This window comes from Dactylosporangium sp. CS-047395 (assembly GCF_050942185.1).
Lineage (GTDB): Bacteria > Actinomycetota > Actinomycetes > Mycobacteriales > Micromonosporaceae > Dactylosporangium.
Map to the genome: position 1 here is coordinate 9,148,411 of NZ_CP192015.1, position 22,966 is coordinate 9,171,376.

Annotated in this window: 18 protein-coding genes; 13 read left to right on the forward strand and 5 right to left on the reverse strand. The window is 73.9% G+C overall.

Annotated features, from left to right (window positions below; translation table 11 throughout):
- The first annotated feature begins 68 nt into the window (after positions 1-68).
- The 5 genes from ACQP00_RS42735 to ACQP00_RS42755 all read left to right on the forward strand — a co-directional run bounded on the left by ACQP00_RS42735 (position 69) and on the right by ACQP00_RS42755 (position 5,106).
- Positions 69-1,202, forward strand: coding sequence for an FAD-dependent oxidoreductase (locus ACQP00_RS42735; RefSeq protein ID WP_433208144.1), 1,134 nt, complete (start codon positions 69-71; stop codon positions 1,200-1,202).
- 10 nt (positions 1,203-1,212) lie between these two features.
- Entirely contained in the window at positions 1,213-2,376 is a 1,164-nt protein-coding gene (locus tag ACQP00_RS42740; protein WP_433208147.1) for a DUF2786 domain-containing protein, read from the forward strand.
- Positions 2,377-2,423: 47 nt separating this feature from the next.
- The gene (locus ACQP00_RS42745) at positions 2,424-2,912 is read left to right on the forward strand and encodes a hypothetical protein (RefSeq protein WP_433208150.1); all 489 of its coding nucleotides are present in this window, start codon (positions 2,424-2,426) and stop codon (positions 2,910-2,912) included.
- Between the two features lie 236 nt (positions 2,913-3,148).
- On the forward strand, positions 3,149-4,150 hold the full coding sequence (locus ACQP00_RS42750; protein WP_433208153.1) for an SDR family oxidoreductase: 1,002 nt from the start codon (positions 3,149-3,151) through the stop codon (positions 4,148-4,150).
- 539 nt (positions 4,151-4,689) lie between these two features.
- On the forward strand, positions 4,690-5,106 hold the full coding sequence (locus tag ACQP00_RS42755; RefSeq protein ID WP_433208156.1) for a hypothetical protein: 417 nt from the start codon (positions 4,690-4,692) through the stop codon (positions 5,104-5,106).
- Between the two features lie 922 nt (positions 5,107-6,028).
- On the opposite strand, the gene ACQP00_RS42760 is transcribed toward ACQP00_RS42755, so the two are convergent.
- Complete coding sequence (locus ACQP00_RS42760) at positions 6,029-9,229, reverse strand: hypothetical protein (RefSeq protein ID WP_433208159.1); 3,201 nt, start codon at positions 9,227-9,229, stop codon at positions 6,029-6,031.
- A gap of 57 nt (positions 9,230-9,286) precedes the next feature.
- Positions 9,287-11,905, reverse strand: coding sequence for a CHAT domain-containing protein (locus ACQP00_RS42765; protein ID WP_433208162.1), 2,619 nt, complete (start codon positions 11,903-11,905; stop codon positions 9,287-9,289).
- A gap of 96 nt (positions 11,906-12,001) precedes the next feature.
- On the opposite strand from ACQP00_RS42765, the gene ACQP00_RS42770 reads away from it, so the two are divergent.
- From ACQP00_RS42770 to ACQP00_RS42800, 7 genes are all read left to right on the forward strand, one after another.
- A complete protein-coding gene (locus ACQP00_RS42770; RefSeq protein WP_433208165.1) occupies positions 12,002-13,174 on the forward strand; it encodes a S8 family peptidase in 1,173 nt (390 codons plus the stop codon).
- Between the two features lie 88 nt (positions 13,175-13,262).
- A complete protein-coding gene (locus tag ACQP00_RS42775; protein ID WP_433208168.1) occupies positions 13,263-14,807 on the forward strand; it encodes a Na+/H+ antiporter in 1,545 nt (514 codons plus the stop codon).
- An 80-nt stretch (positions 14,808-14,887) separates the two neighbouring features.
- Positions 14,888-16,588, forward strand: coding sequence for a serine/threonine-protein kinase (locus ACQP00_RS42780; RefSeq protein ID WP_433208171.1), 1,701 nt, complete (start codon positions 14,888-14,890; stop codon positions 16,586-16,588).
- Positions 16,589-16,713: 125 nt separating this feature from the next.
- A complete protein-coding gene (locus ACQP00_RS42785; protein ID WP_433208174.1) occupies positions 16,714-17,199 on the forward strand; it encodes a hypothetical protein in 486 nt (161 codons plus the stop codon).
- A complete protein-coding gene (locus ACQP00_RS42790; protein ID WP_433208177.1) occupies positions 17,196-17,840 on the forward strand; it encodes a hypothetical protein in 645 nt (214 codons plus the stop codon). The genes ACQP00_RS42785 and ACQP00_RS42790 overlap by 4 nt, the downstream gene beginning before the upstream one ends.
- A 65-nt stretch (positions 17,841-17,905) precedes the next feature.
- Complete coding sequence (locus tag ACQP00_RS42795) at positions 17,906-19,000, forward strand: hypothetical protein (protein WP_433208180.1); 1,095 nt, start codon at positions 17,906-17,908, stop codon at positions 18,998-19,000.
- Positions 19,001-19,402: 402 nt separating this feature from the next.
- Positions 19,403-20,032, forward strand: a complete 630-nt coding sequence (locus ACQP00_RS42800) for a maleylpyruvate isomerase N-terminal domain-containing protein (RefSeq protein WP_433224195.1) — start codon at positions 19,403-19,405, stop codon at positions 20,030-20,032.
- Here the strand turns inward: ACQP00_RS42800 and ACQP00_RS42805 are convergent.
- Both ACQP00_RS42805 and ACQP00_RS42810 read right to left on the reverse strand, forming a co-directional pair.
- Positions 20,029-20,433, reverse strand: coding sequence for a VOC family protein (locus ACQP00_RS42805; protein WP_433208183.1), 405 nt, complete (start codon positions 20,431-20,433; stop codon positions 20,029-20,031). The genes ACQP00_RS42800 and ACQP00_RS42805 overlap by 4 nt on opposite strands.
- A gap of 19 nt (positions 20,434-20,452) precedes the next feature.
- A complete protein-coding gene (locus ACQP00_RS42810) occupies positions 20,453-21,442 on the reverse strand; it encodes a helix-turn-helix domain-containing protein (RefSeq protein ID WP_433208186.1) in 990 nt (329 codons plus the stop codon).
- A gap of 71 nt (positions 21,443-21,513) precedes the next feature.
- On the opposite strand from ACQP00_RS42810, the gene ACQP00_RS42815 reads away from it, so the two are divergent.
- On the forward strand, positions 21,514-21,927 hold the full coding sequence (locus tag ACQP00_RS42815) for a rhodanese-like domain-containing protein (RefSeq protein ID WP_433208188.1): 414 nt from the start codon (positions 21,514-21,516) through the stop codon (positions 21,925-21,927).
- Positions 21,928-21,930: 3 nt separating this feature from the next.
- Here the strand turns inward: ACQP00_RS42815 and ACQP00_RS42820 are convergent, their stop codons facing one another.
- Positions 21,931-22,875: a zinc-binding dehydrogenase gene (locus ACQP00_RS42820; RefSeq protein ID WP_433208191.1), complete on the reverse strand. Its 945-nt coding sequence runs from the start codon at positions 22,873-22,875 to the stop codon at positions 21,931-21,933.
- Positions 22,876-22,966: the final 91 nt, after the last annotated feature.

The following is a 22,966-nucleotide window of genomic DNA, read 5'->3' on the forward strand; positions in this document are numbered from 1 at the left end:
TTTACCGAACACACTTTCACTGAACATAAATTCGGCGAATTACGATTCGGTCAACCAGGGAGGGCGACATGCGAACGATCGTGATCGGGGGCGGGGTCGGCGGGGCCACGGCGGCGCTGGCGCTGCGGCGCATCGGGGCCGAGGTGACGGTCTACGAGGCGTACGCGGACCCGGCGGGCGACGTCGGCTCCTGGATCAGCCTGGCCGCCAACGGGCTGCGGGCCGTCGACGCGCTGGGCTGCCTGGAGGCGGTGCGGGCGGCCGGGTTCGAGATCGAGCGGCAGCGGATGTGGTCGGCGGGCGGCATGCTCATCGCCGACGTGGCCCGCGGCCGGCGGGAGAGCGACACCCTGCGCAGCGTGTCGCTGATGCGCGCCCGGCTGGTCGCCGCGCTGCGCGACGCCGCGGCGGAGGCGGGCGCCAAGATCGTCACCGGCGTGCGGCTGGCCGCGGTGGCCGAAACGGAGACTGAGACCGGGCCCGGTGTCGTCGCCACCCTGGAGGGCGGCGCGACCGACACCGCCGACGTGCTCGTGGCGGCCGACGGGATCTGGTCCACGGTCCGCGGCGCGCTCGACCCGGCGGCTCCGGTGCCGCAGTACGCCGGGCTGTACTCGATCTCCGGCGTGGCCCACCTCGACGGGATCGACCCGGGCGTGTTCAACATGACCTTCGCCCGCAACGGCGCCTTCCTGCACGTGCGGGCGGGCGACGCGGTGTGGTGGTCGGCGCAGGTCAACTCGGCCGAGTTCGTGCTCGACGACCTCGCCGGGCTGTTCCGCGAGGAGGCCGTGCCCGCCGCGATCATCGCGGCCACGACCCAGGTGCACTCGGCGACGCCCATGCACGTGCTGGAGCCGGTCAAGACCTGGCACAGCGACCGGATCGTGCTCATCGGCGACGCCGCCCACCCGGTCGGGGCCGGGCAGGGCGCGTCCATGGCGATCGAGGACGGGCTGGCGCTGGCCGTCTGCCTCCAGGCCGAGCCGACGGTCGCGCGGGCCCTGCGCCGCTACGACGGGGAGCGGCGGCCCCGGATCGTCAAGGTGCTCGGCACGGCCGAGGACAACCGCAACGCCAAGAAGGCCGGCCCGCTCAAGCGCCGGATGCAGGCGGCCATGATGCGGATCTTCGTGCCGATGTTCTACGAGAAGGCCACCGCGTGGTTGTACTCATACGAGCCCGCCAAACTCGCGAAGTAACCTTTGCGCGGTGAAGCAGATCGACGACCTCGTGCGCGGGGCGGTGGCCTACGAGGACGGCCTGGATCTTCTGGCCGTCGCCCCCGCCGCCGAGGTCGACCCGGCGCTGTTCGCCGCGCTCGCCGACGCCGTGACCCGGCTCGTGCGCGGCGGGTGGCAGCCGGCCGAGCTGCACCGGGCCGTGGTGCGCCGCGGCGGCACCGACCGTCCGCTGCTCGCCGCCGCCCTGGTCGACGCGATCGCCGCCCTTCTTCGGGGGTACTCCCGCCGCTCCGTCGACGAGCGCTGGCTCGCCCAGGCCGACGAGCTGGGGGCGGCGGTGTGGTGGAGCGCCGACGGGTCCTACGTGTCCGAGCTCACCGCCCGGCGCCGCCTGGACCGGATCTCCGTCGTCGACGATCTCCTGGGCCTGCTGGTCGTGCTGCGGGCGCTGCGGCCGATCGAGGTGCTGGTACCGCCGCCGGGCTCTGCTCCTGTCCCTGCCGTCAAGGCGACCGCGGTCGATTCGCGGCTCCTGGACCGGGTCCGGGCGCTGCTGGCCAAGGCCGAGTCGACCGGCTATCCGGCCGAGGCCGAGACCTACACGGCCAAGGCCCAGGAGCTCATCGCCCGGCACGCGATCGACGAGGCGCTGCTGGCCGGGCGGGACGGGGCCGGCGCCGACGTGGTGCCCTTCGCGCGGCGGATCGGGGTGGATCACCCGTACGAGAACGAGAAGGCGTCCCTGCTCGACGCGGTGGCGGAGGCGAACCGGTGCCACACCGTCTGGTCGCCGGACTACGGCTTCGCCACGGTGTTCGGGTTCGATGCGGACATCGACGCGGTCGACCTGCTGTACACCTCGCTGCTCGTGCAGGCCGGGCGGGCCATGGCCAAGGCCGAGCCGCCCGGGGGCAAGGCGGGGCGGGCCCGGCTCAAGACGTTCCGCCAGTCGTTCCTCGTCGCGTACGCGGTGCGCATCGGCGAACGGCTGGCCCGCGCGACCGAGCTGGCCATCGAGGAGGCGGCCGCGGCCAGCGACCTGCTGCCGGTGCTGCGCTCCCGCGACGAGCAGGTCCGCGCGACGATGGCCAAGATCTTCCCGCGCACCGTGCGCGGCCGCGGCAGCCGGGTCGACAGCCTCGAAGGCTGGGAGTCGGGCCGCGAGGCGGCCGACCGGGCGATCTTGAACTAGTCGTTCGTCCGACGCCATTCGGCCGCGCGCATGGAATTCTCCCGCGCATGCTGAGACTCCCCGCCGGACAGGTCGCGGCCGGCCACCTCCCGCACGTGTGCCCCCGCCACGGCGAACCCGCGATCGAGATGCGCCGGATGAAGTTCATCTCGAAGCCGCCGGCCTGGGCGCCGATCCTGATCCTGGCCGCCGTCATCGTGTACGTCATCGTGGTCACCGCCATGCGCAAGACCGTCCAGGCCGCGGCGTGGCCGTGGTGCGCGCAGTGCAAAGCGTCGCGCTCGAAGCTGATGGGCATCGGCTGGGGCATCCTCGGCGTCGGCGTGCTGCTGCTCATCGCCGGCTTCGCCACGATCAACGGCGACCTCGGGCCGCTGCTGGTCCTGGTCGGGATCTTCGGCCTGCTCGTCGGCCTGATCGTGGCCTCACGCGCCGGCCACCAGATGGTGGCGCGCGCCTTCGTGTCGCAGGACGGCCAGTTCGTCGAGGTGGCCAAGCCCGATCCGCGATTCATGCAGGCGTTGCAGTACCGCTGACGCTGCTTTTCTCAAGGCTGTTTTCTCAAGGGTGGGCCTGGGCACTCCGCCAACTGGTGTGCCCAGGCCCGCCTTTCCCCCGCCCTCAGGGGGTCCAGGAGCGCCCGTCTCGGTGAGAGAGCGCTCTCTGAAGAGAACTCCTTCTATGGCCTAGTTGTCAAGGGCTGCTTGTGGCTGCGGGGGGAGAGCGCTCTCCCAGCGTTACGGCATCGGCGGTCGCGGGTAACCGTGGATGCATGAAGCAACAGGTCGTCGTCATCACCGGGGCAAGCGGCGGCATCGGCCGCGCCACGGCCCGCTTGTTCGCCGCCCGCGGCGCCGCCGTGGCCCTGCTGGCCCGCGGCGAGGCCGGCCTGAAGGCAGCCGCCGACGACGTGGAAGCCGCCGGCGGCAAGGCCCTGCCGATCTCGGTGGACGTCGCCGACCACTGCGCCCTGGACGCCGCCGCGACGAGGGTCGAGCAAGAATTGGGCGAGATCGACGTCTGGATCAACGACGCCTTCACCTCGGTCTTCGCCCCCTTCACCGAAATCGAACCCGACGAGTTCAAACGCGTGACCGAGGTGTCGTACCTCGGCTACGTCTACGGCACCCGCGCCGCCCTGGACCGCATGCTCCCCCGCAACCGCGGCGCGATCGTGCAGGTAGGCTCGGCCCTGGCGTACCGCGGCATCCCCTTGCAGAGCGCGTACTGTGGCGCCAAGCACGCCATCCAGGGCTTCAACGAGTCCCTGCGCACCGAACTCCTGCACGACAAGCGCAACGTCCACGTCACAATGGTCCAGATGCCGGCCGTGAACACCCCGCAGTTCGGCTGGGTCCTGTCCCGCCTGGGCCGCCACGCCCAGCCGGTCCCCCCGATCTACCAGCCGGAACTGGCCGCCAAGGCCGTCGTCTACGCCGCCGACCACCCCCGCCGCCGCGAGTACTGGGTGGGCGGTTCAACGGTCGGCACCCTGCTGGGCGACAAGTTCATCCCCGGCCTGCTGGACCGCTACCTGGCCCGGACGGGTTACAAGTCCCAGCAGACCGACGAGCGCCGCGACCCCGACCAGCCCCGCAACCTCTGGCACCCGGCCGACCGCAGCGAGGACTTCGGCGCTCACGGCGACTTCGACGACCGCTCGACCCGCCGCTCCCCCCAACTGTGGGCCTCCCAGCACCACGGCCTCCTGGCGGTGGCGGGCGCGGGCCTGGCCTTCTTGGCCGGCGCCGCAATAGCCCGCCGGGGCCGCTGACCCGCTGCCTCCCTCGCCGCGTTTGTCCTCTTTGTTTTTCTGTCCCCTTGACGCCCTGCCGCCCCGCCGCGCGGTCGCCTTGACGCCCTGCCGCCCCGCTGCGCGGTCGCCTTGCCGCCCCGTCGCCCTTGCCGCCCCGTCGCCCTTGCCGCCCCGTCGCCCTGTCGCCGTGGAAGCCCTTTCGCCCCCGTCGCCTTGCCGCCGTGTCGCTGTGGACGCCGTGTCGCCCCCGTCGCCGTGGACGCCGTGTCGCGGTGGACGCCGTGTCGCCGTGGACGCCGTGTCGCCGTGGACGCCGTGTCGCCGTGGACGCCGTGTCGCCGTGGACGCCGTGTCGCCGTGGACGCCGTGTCGCCGTGGACGCCGTGTCGCCGTGGACGCCGTGTCGCCGTGGACGCCGTGTCGCCGCGCGGGACCCGTGGCGAGCGCACGGGCTGATGCCGGCGGGCAGTTCACGCGCGGCGGGCTGGCCTCCGGTTCCGACCACGGTAAGTCGGTGACAGGTTTGCCAACGCCAGGCGGCGGGTAGCGTCGCGGTCATGTGGTTGATCGCACGCGCCGCCCTGCTGGGCGCCGCCTCAGGCGGACGCAGCGTCGCCGCCCCGGCGGCCGTAGCCTTCGGCAGCAACTCCAAGACCTGGCGAGTGGTGACGGCCGCAGCGGCAGCGGGCGAGTTCATCGTCGACAAACTCCCCAACGCCCCAAGCCGCCTGGCCGCCGCTCCCCTGGCAGGCCGCCTCGCCTTCGCCGGCCTCGCCGCCGGTTTCCTGGCCCGCCGCGAGGGCCGCAACCCGATCGCGCCGGCCCTGGTGGCCGCAGCCGCCGCCGCGGGCGGCAGCTACGCAGGCGCCCGCTGGCGCGCTTACGCCGCCGACCGCCACTGGGCCGCACTTCCCGCCGCCCTGGCCGAGGACGCCGTAACCTGGGGCCTCGCCACCGCCGCCGGCCGCCGCTGACCAACCGCTCGCCCCGCCGCTGCCCGCACCCCCGCTTCCCGCACCGCCGCTTCCCACCGCCGCTGCCCGCACCGCCGCTTCCCGCAGCGCCGCTGCTCTGCACCACCGCTGACTCGTGCTGCCGCTGCCCGCACCGCCGCTAACTCGTGCTGCGCTGACCCGCCGGCCCACGTCGCCACCGCTCGCTGCACCGCCGCCGACCCGCGCCGCCGCCGACCCGCCGGCCCACGTCGCCACCGCTCGCTGCACCGCCGCCGACCCGCGCCGCCGCCGACCCGCGCCGCCGCCGACCCGCGCTGCGCCGACCCGTCGGCCCACGTCGCCACCGCTCGCTGCACCGCCGCCGACCCGCGCTGCGCTGACCCGCCGGCCCACGTCGCCACCGCTCGCTGCACCGCACCGAGCGGACCACACGGCCGCAGTGCCCGAGGGCTGACGCGGGCAGGGTGGCGGGGCGTTGTTGGACGGTGTGGCACAGGCAGTGCGGCGGTGGCTGTTTTGAAGACGACGCAACCGGCCGTGGCGCCAGACGCGCACCTCGGGCGGACCACACGGCGGCGGTGCCCGAAAGCGTGATGTGGACAGTGCCGTTGTTCGCAGTGCCCGAGTGCGTGACGCGAGCGACGTGGTGGCTGCGGAAATACAGGGCGTGACGCGGACGGTCAACGCGGCCGCCGTGGGAGACGGCGCAGCCTGAAAGGTCCACACGGACGGTCAACGCGGCCGCGGTGTCAGAAGGCGTGGCGTGAACGGTCCATGCGGTCGGGGTGTCAGAGGGCTTGGCGCAGGCAACCCCACGCGACCACAGATCAGGAGGCGTGGCACAGGCGGACCACGCAGCGGCGCTCCAAAAGCGACCGCGGACAAGCGACCACGGACAAGCGACCACGGCAGAGCGACCGCGGGCAGAGCGGCTAAGGCGTCAAAGGGCGTGGCGCGGCCGGTGCGGCGGTGGCTGTTCAGAAGAAGGCGAATCATCCTCCGAAGCACCCACCCGAGGAGGTCGCGAAGGCAACGCAAGAGCCCGCCGCGAAGGCAACGCCGGCAAAGCGATCGGCACCACAGCCTCCTCGTCCAGCAGCTCCGGCCGAGCATGGCGCGCGGACGGCCCCGGCGGCAGTGAAGGCGGCTCGCCACCCACCGGCCGAGGCGCCACCCGCCGCAAAGACAGCAAGGTAGCCAGCCCGATCAGCACGGCCCCGAAGATGGCAGCGGCCACCGGCAGGTACGTCGGGATGCCCAAGTACACCGTGATGCCCAGGATGCGCGACAAGCCCCAAGGCAGCAGCGCCATCTGGTCGTTCCAGATGGTCAGGGAGCGCTCCAGTCCCAGCACCGCGATCAGCCCGCCCAGCACCAGAAGCGGCACGCCCGCGGTGGAGAGGAGGGCGGCCAGGGTTCGGCGGCGGGGCAGGGAGTAGCGGTCGCGCATGACGAAGGCGACCGCTGCGAACAGCCAGGCGAAGGCGGCGAACGCGACGCACACGTAGGCCGTGCGGCGCAGAGGGTCGGTCCAGAAGGCGAACCAGTAGCCGCCCGGGCCGTGGAAGGTCAGGGCGGCCAGGAGGATCACGGTGCGGAGGAGGGCCACGCCGCCGATGGCGGCCCACAGGTGGAAGGGGTCGCGGCGGCCGGCGAGGGCTCGGGCCGTCACGGCGAACAGGAGCCAGCCGCCCAGGGAGACGACGAGGTGGGCCGGGGCGGCGAACCAGGTGTACACCAGGCGGGACAGGACCAGGGCCGTGGTCGGGACGGCGATGACCAGGGCGCGGTCCAGGCGGCTGGGCAGCGGGGAGAGGTCGGCCAGGCGCCAGGGGCGGGTCGCGCCGAGCCACAGGGCGCGCAGGCCCGTCGAGCGGCCCACCGCGCCGACCAGCAGGAGGAGCACGATCAGGCCCAGCAGGACACGGGCCCAGAGGGCCATCAGCGGGTCGCGGTCGGCTCGTTCGGCGCCCAGGTCGGCGGCGGTGAAGTTGTACGCCGGCAGGTCCACGTCGCCGCCGTAGCGGGCGATGTGGGCGTCGCGGGCGGCGCGGTACTGCCGTTCCGCCTCCTTCCACTGCGTGTGGGCCGTGGCGGAGCCGGTGTCGAGCCACTGGGCGTGGCGCAGGAACATCGCGCGGTAGGCGCCGAGGGTGCGGAACAGATCGGTCTCGTACTCGAGGGTGTCGATCAGCTTGGCCCGCAGGGTCGCGTCGCGCCAGGTCGCCGGGTCGGTGGCGGCGATCGTCTCCTGCATCGAGGCGGCCAAGGCCACGGCGCGGTCGCCCTCGGCGATGGTCTGGTCGATGCGGTCCCGGGCCACGGCGTAGATGCTGTCGAGGGCGGCGGAGTCGCCGGTCACGATGTCCCACTCGAAGATCCACATCATCGGCGGGGGTTCGAGCCCGAGGGCCCTGACCTTGTCGTCGGCGTACGGGCCGAGGTACAGGCCCTTGGTGATGGCCTCACGGGACATGGCCATCATGCGGCACACGGCGGTGACGGTGGCCGGGTCGTCGGAGAAGGTCTGGCGGGCCCAGTCGGCGGTGATCTGGGCCGCGGGCGTGGCCGGGTCCCAGGCGAGCCGGCCGAGGGCGTAGGAGTTCAGGTCGTACAGCTGCCAGAACCCGGAACGCAGCAGCAGCGTCATCGGCCCGGCGCGCAGCGGGCCGCCGTCCTGGGTCCAGGTCCAGACGCCCTCGACGTGCGGGTTGGCCGACAGGAAGCGCTGCAGGGCCTGCTGGTGCAGGCCGGTGAGGTCGTTGGGCAGCGAGCCGAACGCCTCGAACTCGCGGCGGGACTGGAACTCCACGATCCGCCGCTGGGAGCCGACCTCGAGGGTCGAGTTGAACGGCAGGTGGCTGTAGAAGTCGCCGAGGGAGTACTTCGTCGACACGATCAGCCGGGTGTTGTCGATGCCGCCGAGGACCTGCTCGTAGGCGGCGGGGTCGGTGTGCAGGTCGCCGACTGCGCCGACGCCGACGGTCCAGGTGCGGAAGATGATGTCGCGGTCCGCCTCGGCGGCGGTGGTCAGCAGCGTCTCCAGCATCGTGCGCACGGCCTGCGGGGTGGTCACCGCGATCTGCGAGGAGTAGTCCCAGCCCGCCTGCTTGTAGACGTCGCCGCCCTCGCCGACGCGGATCATGAGGCCGCTGACGAAGGGCATGCGCTCGAACAGTTCGGCCAGACCCAGGGAGTACACCTGCCAGAAATGCGGATCGTCGACCTTCAGGCCGCCGTAGGCCCGCTCCAGGTAGCGCTGCAGCGGCGGCGACACGGCCAGCATGTCGGTGAGCAGGTAGACCTTCATGCCCATGTCGGCCGCGTAGCGGAACACGGGCGCGAAGGCGTCGGTGAGCGCCTCGGCCCGGGCGATGTGCGGGTCGCCGTCGGGGTAGATCGCGTGGCCGTCGCCGACCTTGCTGAACGCGATGTATTCCAGGAAGCCGGGCACCACCACGGCGTTGTAGCCCTGCGTGAGCGAGTGCTCGACGAACTGGTGGAACTGCCGCGTGATCCGCTCGACGGCGACCTGGTCGACCCAGGGCGCCGAGGGCAGCAGCGCCCCGCCGACGACGTCGGTGTTGAGCGAGTAGTCGGTGCCGGCGGCGAACGCGGCCACGTCGGGCTCGCGGCCGACCGAGCCCGCGTCGGTGAGCCGTAGCCCGAGCCGGGCCTTGACGACCTGGCCCTTCTGCTCCTCCGGGATCAGCGGCTGCCCGGAGCGGATCCGGTCGGCCAGCGCATACAGCCCGGACGCGGCGCCGGTGTCGTCGCCGCCGGTGAGCACGAGCGGCTCGTCGAGCCGATAGGACCCCGCGGGGAGGGTTGCTTCCAGGTGTACCGCCAGATCCGCCGCCCCGTCCGCCCCGATCACCGGCCGCGGCAGCCCGCGATCCGCCAGGGCGTCGGCGACCGCGGTGGCGGCCAGGCTGAGCCGGGGCGAGGCCGGCACCGCGATCGACGCGATCGCCACGGGCACGGACGGCTCGACGTCGGCCACCGCGGAGCGCTCCACCGGGATCGCGGCCCGCTCGAACCGCAGGCCGAGCGCCCCGCCGACCCCGACGGCGACGAGCGCGCCCAGCACCAGCAGCGCCACCAGGGTGGCGAGCGGGAGGCGAGCACGACGTCGGGTCACGGGCGACATCGTAGGCCCGGGGTCCGACAATTCCGAGAGCGACGAGAAATCTCCAGCTCAGCCCGCCCCGAAGCAGACGAAGCTCTCGGCACTGGCACGGTCCCCCTCACTCGCGCGCGACTGCGCCGCCGCGAGCGCGGCAGCGGGCCCCAGGCCGGTGGCGAGGGAGCCGTAGAAGTCCCGCATGAGCCGCCGGGTCGCCCCGTCGTCGACCGGCCCGGTGGAGGCGATCACCGTCGCCGTGCCCATGTTCAGCAGCGCCGCGACCAGGCCCATCAGTTCGTCGCCCGGGTGCACTGCGGTCAGCCCGGTGTCGCACCCCGACAGCACCAGCAGGGCGGGCGGGCGCTGGAGGGCTGTCAGGTCGTACACCGTGAGGGGCCCGTCGGCGAGCATCAGGAAGGAGAACAGCGGATTGTCGACCCGGAACTCGCCGTGCGCGGCGATGTGCCCGACCGCGGCCCCGTCCAGCGCCTGCAGCGTGGCCTCCGAGCGCGCCCGGTCGCCGGCCAGCACCGTGGCCCCCGGCCGGTCGGCCGCGATCTCCCGCACCTCGTCGGCCGCCTGCTCGGCCGAGTGGGCCCCGACCAGCACCAGTTTGCCGTCCACAGTGGACGCCGTGGCGCACCGCAGCCACATCGAGGCCGACGGGGCGACGGTCAGCGAGCGGCCGCGCAGCCGGGGCAGCACCCGCCAGGGCAGCGCGTGCAGGGCCCCGGTCGGCACCAGCACCAGCGGCCCGTCGCCGAGCATGTCGGCCAGCGGGCCCAGGACGAGCCGGTCGAGCACCTCGGCCCGCCGCTCCAGCCGCTCGCCGCCGGCCGCGTGCCCGAGCACCTGGTTGTGCAGGGCGAAGCGCAGCGACTCCAGCTCGGCCCGGACCGCCGCGATCTCGCCGACGATCCGGTGGGTGACCTTGCGCCCGCGCACGACCAGGGCGTGCAGCCGCCCGTCGATGTCGAGCAGCTCGACCAGCACCCGCTCGCCCAGCGCGTCGGCGAGGGCGGGGATGGACAGGTCGACCGCGTGCGGCGAGGAGCCCGGCGCCCGCCACGAGCGGCGGCGGATCTCGGCCTCCAGCACGCGCTGGCGGCGCAGCAGCCGGCTGGTGCGCTGCGGGCCGGTGGGCGCCGCGGCCAGCTCGCCGTTGATCCGCCGCAGCTCGGTCAGGTGCCGGGCCACGACCGGGTCGGTGGACGGATGCGTCGGGGGCAGCGAGAGCGCGGCCGCGCGGCAGCGCTGGGCCCACGCGAGCGCCGAGGCCGGTCCGCCGTGCTGCAGGGCCAGCCGCAGCCGCAGCCCGGCCAGGGCGGCCGTCTCGGCGCTGCCGCGCACCCGCAGCTCGGTGGCGCCGAGGCTGGCCCGGTAGGCGTCGGCCTGGCGCAGGCCCGCGTTGGCCGCCCGGACCGACTCGGCGACGGCGCCGGCGGCCAGTTCGACCCGCGCCCGGATGTGCCACCAGCGCACCCGCAGCGGCGCCGGGCCCAGCTTGGCCGCGCCGCCCGCCTCGGTGAGCAGCTCCCGCGCGGTGTACAGCTCGCCGAGGTCGACCGCGAGCTGCGCGGCGTCCAGCAGCGCGTCCCAGCCGGGCTGCAGCCAGCCCGCCTCCAGCAGGTGCGCCGCGACGGTGCGCAGGTCCCGCAGCGTGCCGCGGTTGGCCTTGCCGAGCGCGACGACGGCCGCGAGCTCGGTGACCCGGGCGCGGGCGCTCCACACGCTGCGGCCCTGCCGGTGGAAGACCCGGCGCGCGGCCGCGGCGGCGGTCTTGGACTCGGCGGGCGTACCGGCGGCGAGCCCGTGCCGCGCGAGCGTGAGGTACGCCTGGCCGAGCACCGAGTCGAGGTGCCCGTCGGTGCAGGCGTCGATCGCGGCCCGGATGGCGGCGTCGGCCTCCGGCAGCAGCCGCACCGACAGCAGCAGGTCGGCCCGGTCGAGCAGGCTGACCGCGTCGACGCCGGTGCTCCACAGCCGGTCGTGGGCCCGGTCGTAGCGGGCCAGCGCGGTGGGCACGTCGCCGGCCTGGGCCGCCACGAAGCCGAGGTTGTGCTCGACCTGCGCGGCGGCGGTGTTCATGCCGAGCCGGTTGTACAGCGCCTGCGCGGCCCGCAGGTCGGCCTCGGCCTGCTTGAGATTGCCCCGGAACCCGTGCAGCACGCCGCGGTTGGTCAGCGTGCGCGCCTCCCAGACCTGATCGCCGGACTCGCGGAACGCGCGCAACGCCCAGCGGTACAGCTCCATGGCCTGCAGGTCGAAGCCGAGCCGCCACAGGATCAGCGCCCGCTGCATGATCGCCCGGGCCCGCCGGTGCCCGTGCAGCTCGGCGACGGCGCGGTCGATCTCCTTGAGTGCGGCATTGGTACGGCCGAGATCGTCCAGGATCAGCGCGTGGCTCATCCGGGCCTCGGCCTCGTGGGTCTTGAGCCCGTGCCGGCGCGCCACGGTCATCGAGGCGCGCAGGTGCCGCGCCGCCCCACCGGCGTCGTGCCGGGCCCGGGCGACCAGGCCGAGGGCGCGCAGCGCGACCGCCTCGCTGCCCGCGTCGCCGTCGCGGCGGGCGTCCTGCAACGCCGCCTCGGCGAGGTGCTTGGCCTTGCCCGGATCGGCCATGACAATCGGGAGCAGCCGCTGCGCCAGGTCCTCGTCGGCGGTGGGAACCACGGGTGCGGCCGTCGTCATGGTTGCATCCTGTCAAAGGCTCGGATGTGTATCAGGGAGTCCGGAACGCGACTCATGTCACCGGCCTCAAAGTTGATCCTTCTTGGAGGAGCACTGATGTCCGTACCGATTGACCGTTACGCGCGGTGGGAGCAGGCCCGCACCAACAGCCTGTCCAATCTGCCCTGGTTGCGCAGCGAAGTACAGTCCGGCCGTCCCGTGCGTTACGTCGCCGACGAGATCCTCGTGGCCGACGCCGGCGTGGGGCTCGCCCGGCGCACCCTCAGCGGCCTGGGCCACAAGGCCGCCGAGATCACCGAGGACGAGCCGCACCGCGGCCTGCGCCGGCTCAAGACCCGCGGCCTCGACGTCGCGGCCGCGGTCCGCCAGTTGCGCGGGCAGCTGCCGGGTGCCGTGGTCGGCCCCAACCACGTGTTCCTGTCGACCCCGCACACCCACGGCGGCCCGTTCGGCCCGCCCGTGTCGGCGGCGACTCCCCCGTCCAAGCTCGCCCCTTCGGCGGACGGCCCCTCGTCCGTCCGGGTCGTTGTGCTGGACACCGGGGTGTACCTCGACAGCCCGCTGCCCTCCGGCTGCTACTCGGCCACGGCGGAGAACGTCGAGAGCGTGCTCGACGGCGACAACAACGGCGAGCTCGACGCCGACGTCGGGCACGCGAACTTCATCGCCGGCGTGGTGGTCCAGTCCACCGACGCCGCCCAGATCCGCATCGTCAAGGTGCTCGACAGCTTCGGCGTGTGCACCGAGGCCGACCTGGCCGCGGCGATCAGCGGGCTCACCGACGTCGACGTGCTGAACCTTTCGCTGGGCGGGTTCTCGGTCGGCGACCAGCCGCCCGCGATCCTCGCCTCGGCGCTGTCGGCGTTCCTGGCCGGCGGCGACCGGGTCGTCGTCGCGGCGGCCGGCAACGACGGCATCCACGACCGGCCGTTCTGGCCGGCGGCGTTCTCGTCCACCGGCGCCGCGTGGTCGCCCAAGGTCCTCGCGGTGGCCGCGCACGACGGCACCGGCGTCTGCGAGTGGAGCAACCGCGGCTCGTGGGTGAGCCTGGTCGCCCCCGGGGCCGACGTGGTCAGCACGTTCATCCGCCACAACCCGACGTTCGAGTCGGGCTGGGCGGCGTGGAGCGGCACGTCCTTCGCCGCCCCGCGGGTGGTGGCGGCGGTGGTCGAGCGCAAGGCGGCGGCCGGCTCCGTGGTCGCGGCCGCCGAGCAGGTCAAGGCCGAGGCCGCGCAGCAGCAGTTGGGCGGATTCCCGGCCTTGCGGTAAAGATGGCCCCTGGGGGGAGGGCGCTGCGGGCGGCGAACCGCAGCGCCCCGAAGCGGAGGAGGCCACCCTGGGCGCACTGGAAGTCGTCGTGGCACTCGGCGTCGCACTGCTCATCGCCGGCCTGCTCGCCCAGCGCCTGCGGCTGCCCCCGCCGGTCCTGCTGCTGATCATCGGCACCCTGCTCGGCCTGGTCCCGCTGCTGTCGATGGCGAGACTGCCACCCGAAGCGGTGCTGCTGCTGTTCCTGCCCGCCCTGCTGTACTGGGAGAGCCTCACCACCTCCCTGCGCGAGATCTACAGCAATCTCCGCGTGATCGTCCTGCTCTCCACCGTGCTGGTGATCGCCACCGCCGCCGCCGTCGCCACCGTCGCGCACCTGCTCGGCGTGGCCTGGGGCCCGGCCTGGGTGCTCGGGGCCGCCGTCGCCCCCACCGACGCCACCGCAGTCGCCGTCCTGGCCCACGGCCTGCCCCGGCGCACGACCACGGTGCTGCGGGCGGAGAGCCTGGTCAACGACGGCACCGCCCTGGTGATCTTCGGCCTGGCGCTGGCCGTCACGGTCGACGGCGACGAGCTCGCGGCCGGGCGGGTCGGGCTGCTGTTCCTGCTCGCGTACGCCGGAGGGCTGCTCGCGGGCCTCGTGACCGCCTGGCTGGCGATCGTCGCCCGGCGCGCCATCGGCGACGAGCCGCTGCAGGCCAACACCGTGAGCATCCTGACGCCGTTCGTCGCGTTCCTGCTCGCCGAGGCCGTGCACGCCTCGGGGGTGCTCGCCGTCGTCGCCTGTGGCCTGGTGCTGAGCCAGACCGGCCCGCGCACCGTCGGCGCCCGCACCCGCACGCAGGCGGTGTCGTTCTGGAGCCTCACGACGTACGTGCTGAACGGCGCCCTGTTCGTGCTCATCGGCATGCAGCTGCCGGACTCGGTGCGCGGGCTCACCGACGGCACCCTCGCGCACGCGGCGCTCGTGCTCGCCGCCGTCGCCGGCACCGTGATCGCCGGGCGGTTCGTGTGGACATTCACCACGCCGTACCTCATCCGCGCCATCGACCGCCGCCCCCAGCAGCGCCTGCGGCGGGTCGGCGCGCGGGCGCGGGTGGTCAACGCGTTCGCCGGGTTCCGGGGTGCGGTGTCACTGGCCGCAGCGCTGGCCGTACCGTCCGCGGTCGCCGAGCGCGACCTGATCGTCTTCGTCACCTCCGGGGTCATCGTGGCCACCCTGGCCCTCGGCCTGTGCATGCCGGCCGTCGTACGCTGGGCCCGGCTGCCCGAGGACGACGGGCCGCGGCAGGAGTTGCGGCTGGCCCAGACGACGGCGGCCGAGGAGGCGCTCGACGCGCTGCCCGAGATCGGGGCGCGGCTCGGGGCCGAGGAGCTGGTGGTGTCGCGGCTGCGGAAGGAGTACGAGCAGCACCTCGCCGCACTGCACGCGGGCGACGAGGAGAACGACCGCGTGGAGCGGATCGAGCACGAACAGTACACAACGATGAAGCTCGAACTGCTCGCCCACAAACGGGCGACGGTCGTGCGACTGCGGGATGAACGCCGGATCGACGACGTGGTGCTCCGGCAGTTGCAAGGAAAACTCGACATTGAAGAGGTTCGACTCACGGGCAGCTATACGACAGAGTGAACCGACCGATTGCCCGACCTCCACTCCGGGCGCGGTCGTGCTGAGATGTCCTTGGACTCGAGCTTGGGCGGGAACTGATCTTGAAGACACTGGCGGACCGGTACCGGCTGGACTACGCGATCGGCGCAGGCGGCATGGGCATCGTGTGGCGCGCCCGTGACCTGCGGCGACAGCAGATGGTGGCGATCAAGGAGGTGCGCCTGCCGGAGCTGATGACCACGGCCGAGCGCGACCGCGTGAACCGCGAGGCGCGCGCCGCCGGCCGCATCGAGCACCCGGCGATCGTCACCGTCCACGAGGTGGTCGTGACCGACGACGGCCCGTGGATCGTCATGGATCTCGTCGAGGGCCGCCCGCTCGGCGAACTCGTCACCACCAAGGGCCCGCTGCCGCCCGCCCGCGCCGCCGACCTGGGCCTGGTCCTGCTCGGCGCGCTCGCGGCCGCGCACGCCGCCGGGATCACCCACGGTGACGTCAAGCCGGCCAACGTGCTGCTCCTGCCGGACGGATCGGCCCAGCTCACCGACTTCGCGGTGGCCGCGATGCTGGACGGGCACCTGCCGCTGAGCGACCCCACGTTCGTCGCGCCCGAGCGCCGCACCACGGGCGACGGCGGGCCGGAGGCCGACCTCTACTCGCTCGGCGCCACGCTCGCGTTCGCCTCCCCCGACCTCGCGCCCGAGCTCATCGCCGCCCTGCTGGCCGAGGACCCGCGCGAGCGCCCGAGCGTCCAGGAGGTCCACGCCGCACTCGCCAAAGCAACAGGCAAAGATCCCGCTTCGGTACCGCCTGTGCCTCCATCGAGTGCGCCCGAACCCGCCAAGCACGCAGCGGACCCCATCGCGGCGGCCATCGGCGGCGAACCGGACGAGTCGGACGACCCCTCCCTCGACGCGGCGACGAAGGAACACCCGGTCGTCCCGCCACCCGCGGCGTTCGCGGCACCGGCCGGGCCCGCCGCGGTCACCCAGGACCTGGCCGCCCTGAGCGCCCGGACCGTGCCTCCCGCCGCGACTCCCGCCGCGACTCCCGCCGCGACTCCCGCCGCGACTCCCGCCGCGACTCCCGCCGCGACTCCCGCCGCGACTCCCGCCGCGACTCCCGCCGCGACTCCTGCCGAGACTTCCGCAGCGACCCCGGTCGAGGTGACACCGGCCGACGAGCCGATCGTCCCGGCCCGCCCGCCCGTGCCCGGCATCCGCTCGGAGCTCAAGGTGGCCGCGTTCATCGGCGCCGGCGTGCTCGCGTTCCTGATCGCGGTCGGCGTCTTCCTGCGCGGCGGCGACGTGAACACCACCAACCAGGCGGCCGCCGGCCCGACCTCCTCGGCGACCGACGCCGCCCTGGTGGGCGTCGACCCGTCGCCGTCGCCGAGCGACTCGCCGACGCCGAGCGCGGCCGCCTCCCCGTCCTCGGCCGCCCCGACCACGACCCGGCCGCGGACCACCAGGCCGACGACCTCCTCGCCGAAGCCCGCCACGGTCACCTCGGCCAAGATCGGCCTGAACCCGGCGACCTACAACGGCCCCTGCTCCGGCAACGGCCTCGACGTCCAGGTGACCGTGACGATCGCCACCAGTCAATCCGGAACGAAGGTGACATACGCGACCACGGGCAAGGAGGCCAAGACCGTCACCGCGACCAACGGGACGTACACCGAGACCTATCGGATGCGGGTCGACAGCAGCCGGAAGTACTCGTTTCCGATGACTTTGAGCGTCACCAGCCCCGGTACGACGACGGACTCGCTCACGTTCACGAACAACTGCTCGAAACCCTAGACGTCTTCACGTTCGTCTAGGATGTGGCGCCGAGCGGCAACGTAACACCACACGAGGTGCGTCTAGGGTGACGCGAGGCGAAGAACCCGCAGCACCGTGACCGTCACCTGCCGGAAGGTGGTCGAATGACCGACGACGACGCGACGCGCGACGGGCTGCCCCGGTTCATCTACGGGGAGTACACGGGCGAATTCAAGATGCCACCGCCGCCCGAGGAGGACGAGCCGGCGGACGGCAAGATGGACCGCAAGACCATGATCCTGGTCGGCAGCGGCGGGCTGGCCCTGCTGCTCATCATCGGGCTCGTGGTCGCGGCGCTGCAGACGGGCGGGCCGGACATCACGCCCGCGGCCGCCAACCCGGAGTCGCCGGCGGCGAGCACGGCGGTGTCGGCGGCGCCGACGACGGCCGAGGCCGAGCCCACCCAGTCGTGGCCGAAGCTGACCGTCACCGAGATCCCGGGCGGCGGCGCGACGACGACCAAGCCGGGCGCGACCAAGACGGCGAACCCGGGCGGCACCACGAAGCCCCCGGTGCCCGAGACCACGAAGCCGGATACGAAGCCGACCACGCGCAAACCCCCGAAGCCCTCCATCCCGGGCCACCAATGACCGATCCGCCCGGCTCAACGGAGAGCGGGTTACCGGGGGAACCCGGTGGGTTTCCGGCACCCCCGCCGGAGGGTCTGTCGCGCCGCGCGGTCGCGCTGCTGGCCGGCGGCGGGCTGGTGGTCGTGCTGGCCGTCGGCATCGCGCTGGTCGCGCTGACCACGGGCGAGACCGATCCGCCGCGGCCGGTCATCACGGTGCGGGGCACGCCGCAGCCGGTCGTGCCCGAGGACACCGGCGCGACCCTCGCGCCGCCGGCGACCGTCCAGCGGACCACGGCCTCGGCCCGGCCCTCGGCCAGTCCCACGTCGGCCAGACCGAGCTCGGCGCCGCCCACCACGCCGAGCGGGCCGCGGGTGCTCACGGTCTCGGTGAGCGCCGACCCGGACCAGTTCGACAACTGCCGGGGCGCGCTGGTCACCCGGATCACGGTGCGGATGACCTTGAGCAAGCCGGGGCTGCCGGTGCGGTACACGATCAACGAGTCCCAGACGATCAGCCGCACGGCGTCGGGCACCACCTTCAGCGAGACCACCCGCGCGACCGTCAACGCGGTCCGGGGCGCGCACGAGGTCCGCATCGCCGTGGTCCAGCCGAGCGCCGCCAGCGCCACGACCGTCATCGACGTCGACTGCGGAAGATGAATGTTCGTGAATACCCACACGATTGGTTACGATCGATATACCCAACGTGATGGGGTCGATCGGTCATGCTCGACGCGCGAAGCCTGCTCGTGTACTGCACGACGAACCAGGCCCTGCGCTGCGCCCCGATCGCCGACCGGCCGCACGGCGGGCTGATCGCCGCCCCGCACCAGGGCGACCTGCGCGGCCTGCTGGAGACCGCCGCCTACCTGCGCGGCCGGGCCGGCTTCGGCGCCCCGCTGGAGACCGCCGCCTACCTGCGCGGCCGGGCCGGCTTCGGCGCCCCGCTGCTGCTGGACGCGGCCCGCTACGCCGGACCGGACCGGCTGCCGGCCAGCGCCCCGTTCAACCCGCGGTGGCTGCGCCGGCAGCGGGAGCTCGGGCTGGCGGTGCTGACCGACTCCGGGTACGTCGACGCCGGCGACGAGACCGGCCTCGCGAGCATCCTGCAGCGCACCACGGCCATCCCGGACGGCATCGCGGTCCTGCCCCTGCACCCGGCCTGGCTGCGCGACCGGCTCCACCTGACCCTGCTCACCCGGCACATCCGCGCCACCGGGGTGCCGGTCGCGCTGGCCCTGGAGGCGTGGGCCGACCCGTTCGGGCTGCCCGGATGCGTGCCGGGGCTCCTCGAAGTGCTGCGCTGCGGCGCGCCCGTGATGCTGCTGCGCTGCGACCTGTCGTCGCTGGGCGCGCTGTGCCACGGCGCGGTCGCGGCCGCCGTGGGCACCATCGCGCCGCTGCGGCACCTGGCACCCCGCGCGGGCGACGCGGTCCGGCCACCGGCGACGATCTTCAAGCCGTCATTGTCGTACCGGCGGATCCGCTCCATTCAACGCGCCAAGCGGGCCCACCCCGACCCGCGCCTGTGGACCTGCGACTGCCCGGCGTGCGACGGCCGCGAGCTCGACTGGATGGCCGGCCTGGACGACCGCGAACGCGAGGTCCCGGCGTTCGAGCACGCCGCCGCCATGCTCTACGCCCTGCGCACGGAACTGCTCGGCGGCGACCTGCCACTACCCCGCGCGGCGCGCAGCTGGGCGGCCCGATGCGCGGACGCGTCCCACCGCGAACGTGAACTCGGCTGGGAACCCACCCCGATGCTGCGGCACTGGGCGGAGACCGGCTCGAACCCGGTCGATCTGCCGCTGGCGAGCTGACAGCACCCCCTTTCGCGAACCGCACCCTGTTCGTGCTGGGCTTTCGGCGCTGGTCCACGTACGGCGCCGCCACCCTCGCCGCCACGGTCACCCACTGCACGTTCGGGCTGATCCGCTCGGCCGTCATGCTCGCCGTCGTCGGAACCGCGGTCGCCACCCTCACCGCTGCCGCCATCCCTCACTGCGGCCGCTACCCCTCACCGCGGTCGCCACCCCTCGCTGCGGCCGACCCCTCGCTGCGGTCGGCACCCCTCACCGCGGCCGACACCCCCTCACCGCGGTCGCCACCCCTCGCTGCGGCCAGCACCACGGCGCAGCTGGACGGCCTCACCATCGAGGAGCCCGGCATCGGGGCTGTCATGCGCGGATTAAACGCCCGACTCTGTTAGCTTTGCCCGCGTGATGACTGGCGCCGACGTGCTGCGGTCCGTGTCCCTGGCCCGTGCGGCCTTCGCCGGCGTGCCCGACGACGGGTGGGGCCGGCCCGCCGGGACGCTGTCGTGGACCTGCTGGGAAACCATGGAGCACATGGCGGACGACCTGTTCGCCTACGCCGGGCAGCTCGCGACCGAGTTCGCCGCCCGCGGCGACACCTATGTGCCGTTCGTGTGGCGGGCCCTGCGCGAGGGCGGGCCGCAGAACACGATCTTCGTGGAGGAGACGGCCGGGACCGCGGGTCTGCTGCGCGCCCTGGAGGCGTGCGGCGGCATGCTCGCCACGGTCGTCGACGCGGCCGGCGCCGAGCGGCGGGGCTGGCACCCGTACGGCGTGAGCGACGCGGACGGCTTCGCCGCGATGGGCGTGGTCGAGGTGCTGGTCCACGCGTGGGACGTGGCCGACACGGTGGGCGTGGCCTGGAACCCGCCGGCCGACCTCTGCCAGGCCGTGCTCGACCGGCTGTTCGTCGACGTGCCCGCGCACGACGATCCGTGGCGGGTGCTGCTGTGGGCGACCGGCCGCGCCGAGCTGCCGGGCTTCCCGGTGCGGGACAACTGGACCTGGGACGGCCGGCCGCTGACGGAGCGCGGCTAGCGCCGGATGAGCGGCGACCTGTCCCCCACCGACCACCTGTGGCCGAACGGATCGGTGAAGCCGCCCTGGCGGTGGGTGCCCCACGGCACCTGGTGATCCTGGATCGGCGTGCCCGCGACCGCACCGGCGGCGACGGCCCGCGCGATGACGGCGTCGGGGTCGTCGGCGAACAGCTCGACCCGGACGCTCGTCGCGCCCGCCTGAGCCGGGCTGACCTCGGCCGGGTTCTCGGGGTTGACCTCGTGCAGGAAGAACGCGGCGCCGCCGATCTCCAGCCCGGCGACGCCACCGAGGTTCCACAGTTGCGTGGCGCCCAGCGCGGACTGGTACCAGCGCACCGCGGCGTCCGAATCGGGGACGATCAGCATGACCGAGATCACCGCGGGCGAGTCCGATGTCATGCCCCCAGCATGCCGGACGTCAGCCGCGGTCCCGGAAGGCTTGCCGATATGCCGACGGCGAGGTCCGCATCGCGTTGCTGAAGTGGTGCCGGAAGGTCACCGCGGCGTCGAAGCCCACCGCCGCCGCCACCTGCTCGATCGGCGCGTCCGTGGTCTCCAGCAGCGACAGGCTGGCCTGGATGCGCTGGCGCAGCAGCCAGCGGATCGGGCTGGTCCCGGTCGCGCGGGTGAAGTGCCGCAGGTACGTGCGCGGCGCCATGTGCGCCTGCCGGGCCAGCTCGGCGAGGGTCAGCGGCTCGCGCAGCCGGGTGAGCGCCCACGCCAGGCTGGCGGCGATCCGGTCGTCGTCCGCGCCGGCGGGCATCGGGGCCTCGATGAACTGGGCCTGGCCGCCGTCGCGGTGCGGCTGCACGACGAGCCGGCGGGCCACCGCGTTGGCGATCGCGGCGCCGTGGTCGGTGCGCACGACGTGCAGGCACAGGTCGATGCCGGCCGCGCTGCCGGCGCTGGTCCACACGTCGCCGTCGGCGATGTAGAGCACGTCCGGGTCCAGGTCGAGGTGCGGGAACCGGGCCCGGAACACCTCCGCGTACCGCCAGTGCGTCGTCGCCCGCCGCCCGTCGAGCAGGCCCGCGGCGGCCAGCGCGAACGCGCCCGAGCAGATGGACACGATCCGGGCACCGCGGGCATGGGCCGCGCGCAGCGCCGCGAGCACCTCCGGCGCCGGGTCGGCGTGCACGTCCTCGACCCCGGGCACGATCACCGTGCCGGCCGCCGCGAGGGCGCGCAGGCCGGCCGCCGGCTGCAGCGTGGCGCCACCGAGAACCGGAATCGGGGCCGGCGCGACGTCGGCCGGGCCGCAGATGGTCAGCCGGTACCAGGGGACCTGCAGCTCGGGCCGCGGCAGCCCGAACACCTCGGTCGCGATGCCCGTCTCGAACAGGGACATGCCGGCGAACGCCAGCACCGCCACCGTCCGGCCCGCCGGCTCGATCCGCACCTCCACCATGGCGCGATGTTAGCGAACAGCGGCGATCGCGCCACTCACACAGCCCCCGGAAACCCCGCAATGCTCGACACATGAGCGACGCGATCGAGCACTTTGCCGGAAAACTCCGCTTCGAGACCGACGTCAGCGACGTGCACGCCGGAAAGGCGAGCCTCGTCGTCGTCGACTCGCGCGGCGCGCAGGCCTGGGCGCAGGGGCACATCCCCGGCGCCGTGCACCTGCCGACCGCCGACATCGCCGGCCGGGCCCGCGAGCTGGTCCCGGCCGGCGCGGACGTGGTCACTTACTGCTGGGGGCCCGGCTGCAACGGCGCGACCCGGGCCGCGCTGGAGTTCGCGCGGCTCGGGTACCGCGTGCGGGAGATGATCGGCGGGTTCGAGTACTGGGTGCGGGAGGGCCTGCCGTTCGAGACCGACCACGGCCCCGACCGGCGGCCCGTGGACGACCTCACCGCGCCCCGCTCGGCCATCACCTGCGACTGCTGAGCCCTACGGCAGGAACAGGGTCTTGCCGACCGCCGTCCGGTCCTCGATCCCGCGGTGCGCGGCCGGGGCCTCGTCCAGGCGGTACAACTGGCCGATCAGCGGCGAGATCCGCTTCTCCGCGACCGCGTCCAGCGCCGCCGACAGGTAGGCGCGGTGGCGCTCCGGCGTGAGCTGCACCGCCCCGATCCCGGTGACCGTGACACCGCGGGCCGGGGCGGGGGTCGCGAAGCCACCGGCCGGAGTGCCATGGCCGGAGAAGCGGCCACCGTGGCGTACCAGCGAAAAGGCCGCATCGCCGTAAGCGCCGCCGGCCCCGTCCAGCACGACGTCCACCGGGTCGACGGCGGCGGTCCAGTCCGCGCCGGAGTAGTCCACCACCTGGTGCGCGCCCAGCTCGCGCAGCCGGTCCAGCTTGGCCGGGCCCCGGGCCGCGGCGATCGCCGTCGCGCCCGCGGACCGCGCCAGCTGCACCAGCAGGGCGCCCATCCCGCCGGCGGCCGCGGTGATCAGCACCCGCTCCCCCGGCCGCAGCGCGACGACGTCCAGCAGCGCCAGGGCCGTCACGCCGTCGTGCAGGACCGCCGCCGCGTCCGGGTCGTCGACGGCGTCCGGGACCGGAACCAGCCCGGCGGCGGGCGCCAGGGCGACGGTGGCGTAGCCGCCGCCCGTGTGGCCGAGGCGCGCGACGACGCGGCGGCCGATCCACTGCGGGTCGACGCCACTGCCCACGGTGGTCACCGTGCCGGCCACGCCGACGCCCGGGCGGTACGGCGGCTCGGTGGGGAAGAACGGCCCGCCCCGCCCGGCCCGGACCTGGGTCTCCAGCCACAGGGTGTCCGCGGCGCCGACGGCCACGGCCACCTGGCCGGGGCCCGGCACCGGATCGGGGACATCGACGGGGACCAGCACCTCGGGGCCGCCGAAGCGGGCCACTTCGATCGCGCGCATGAAATCACCCTGGTACCTCAAGCACAGTTCAGGTCAAGTGGGTAGCTCGGCGACGTGGGCACGACGACTGTGAGAGCGACCGAGACCGACG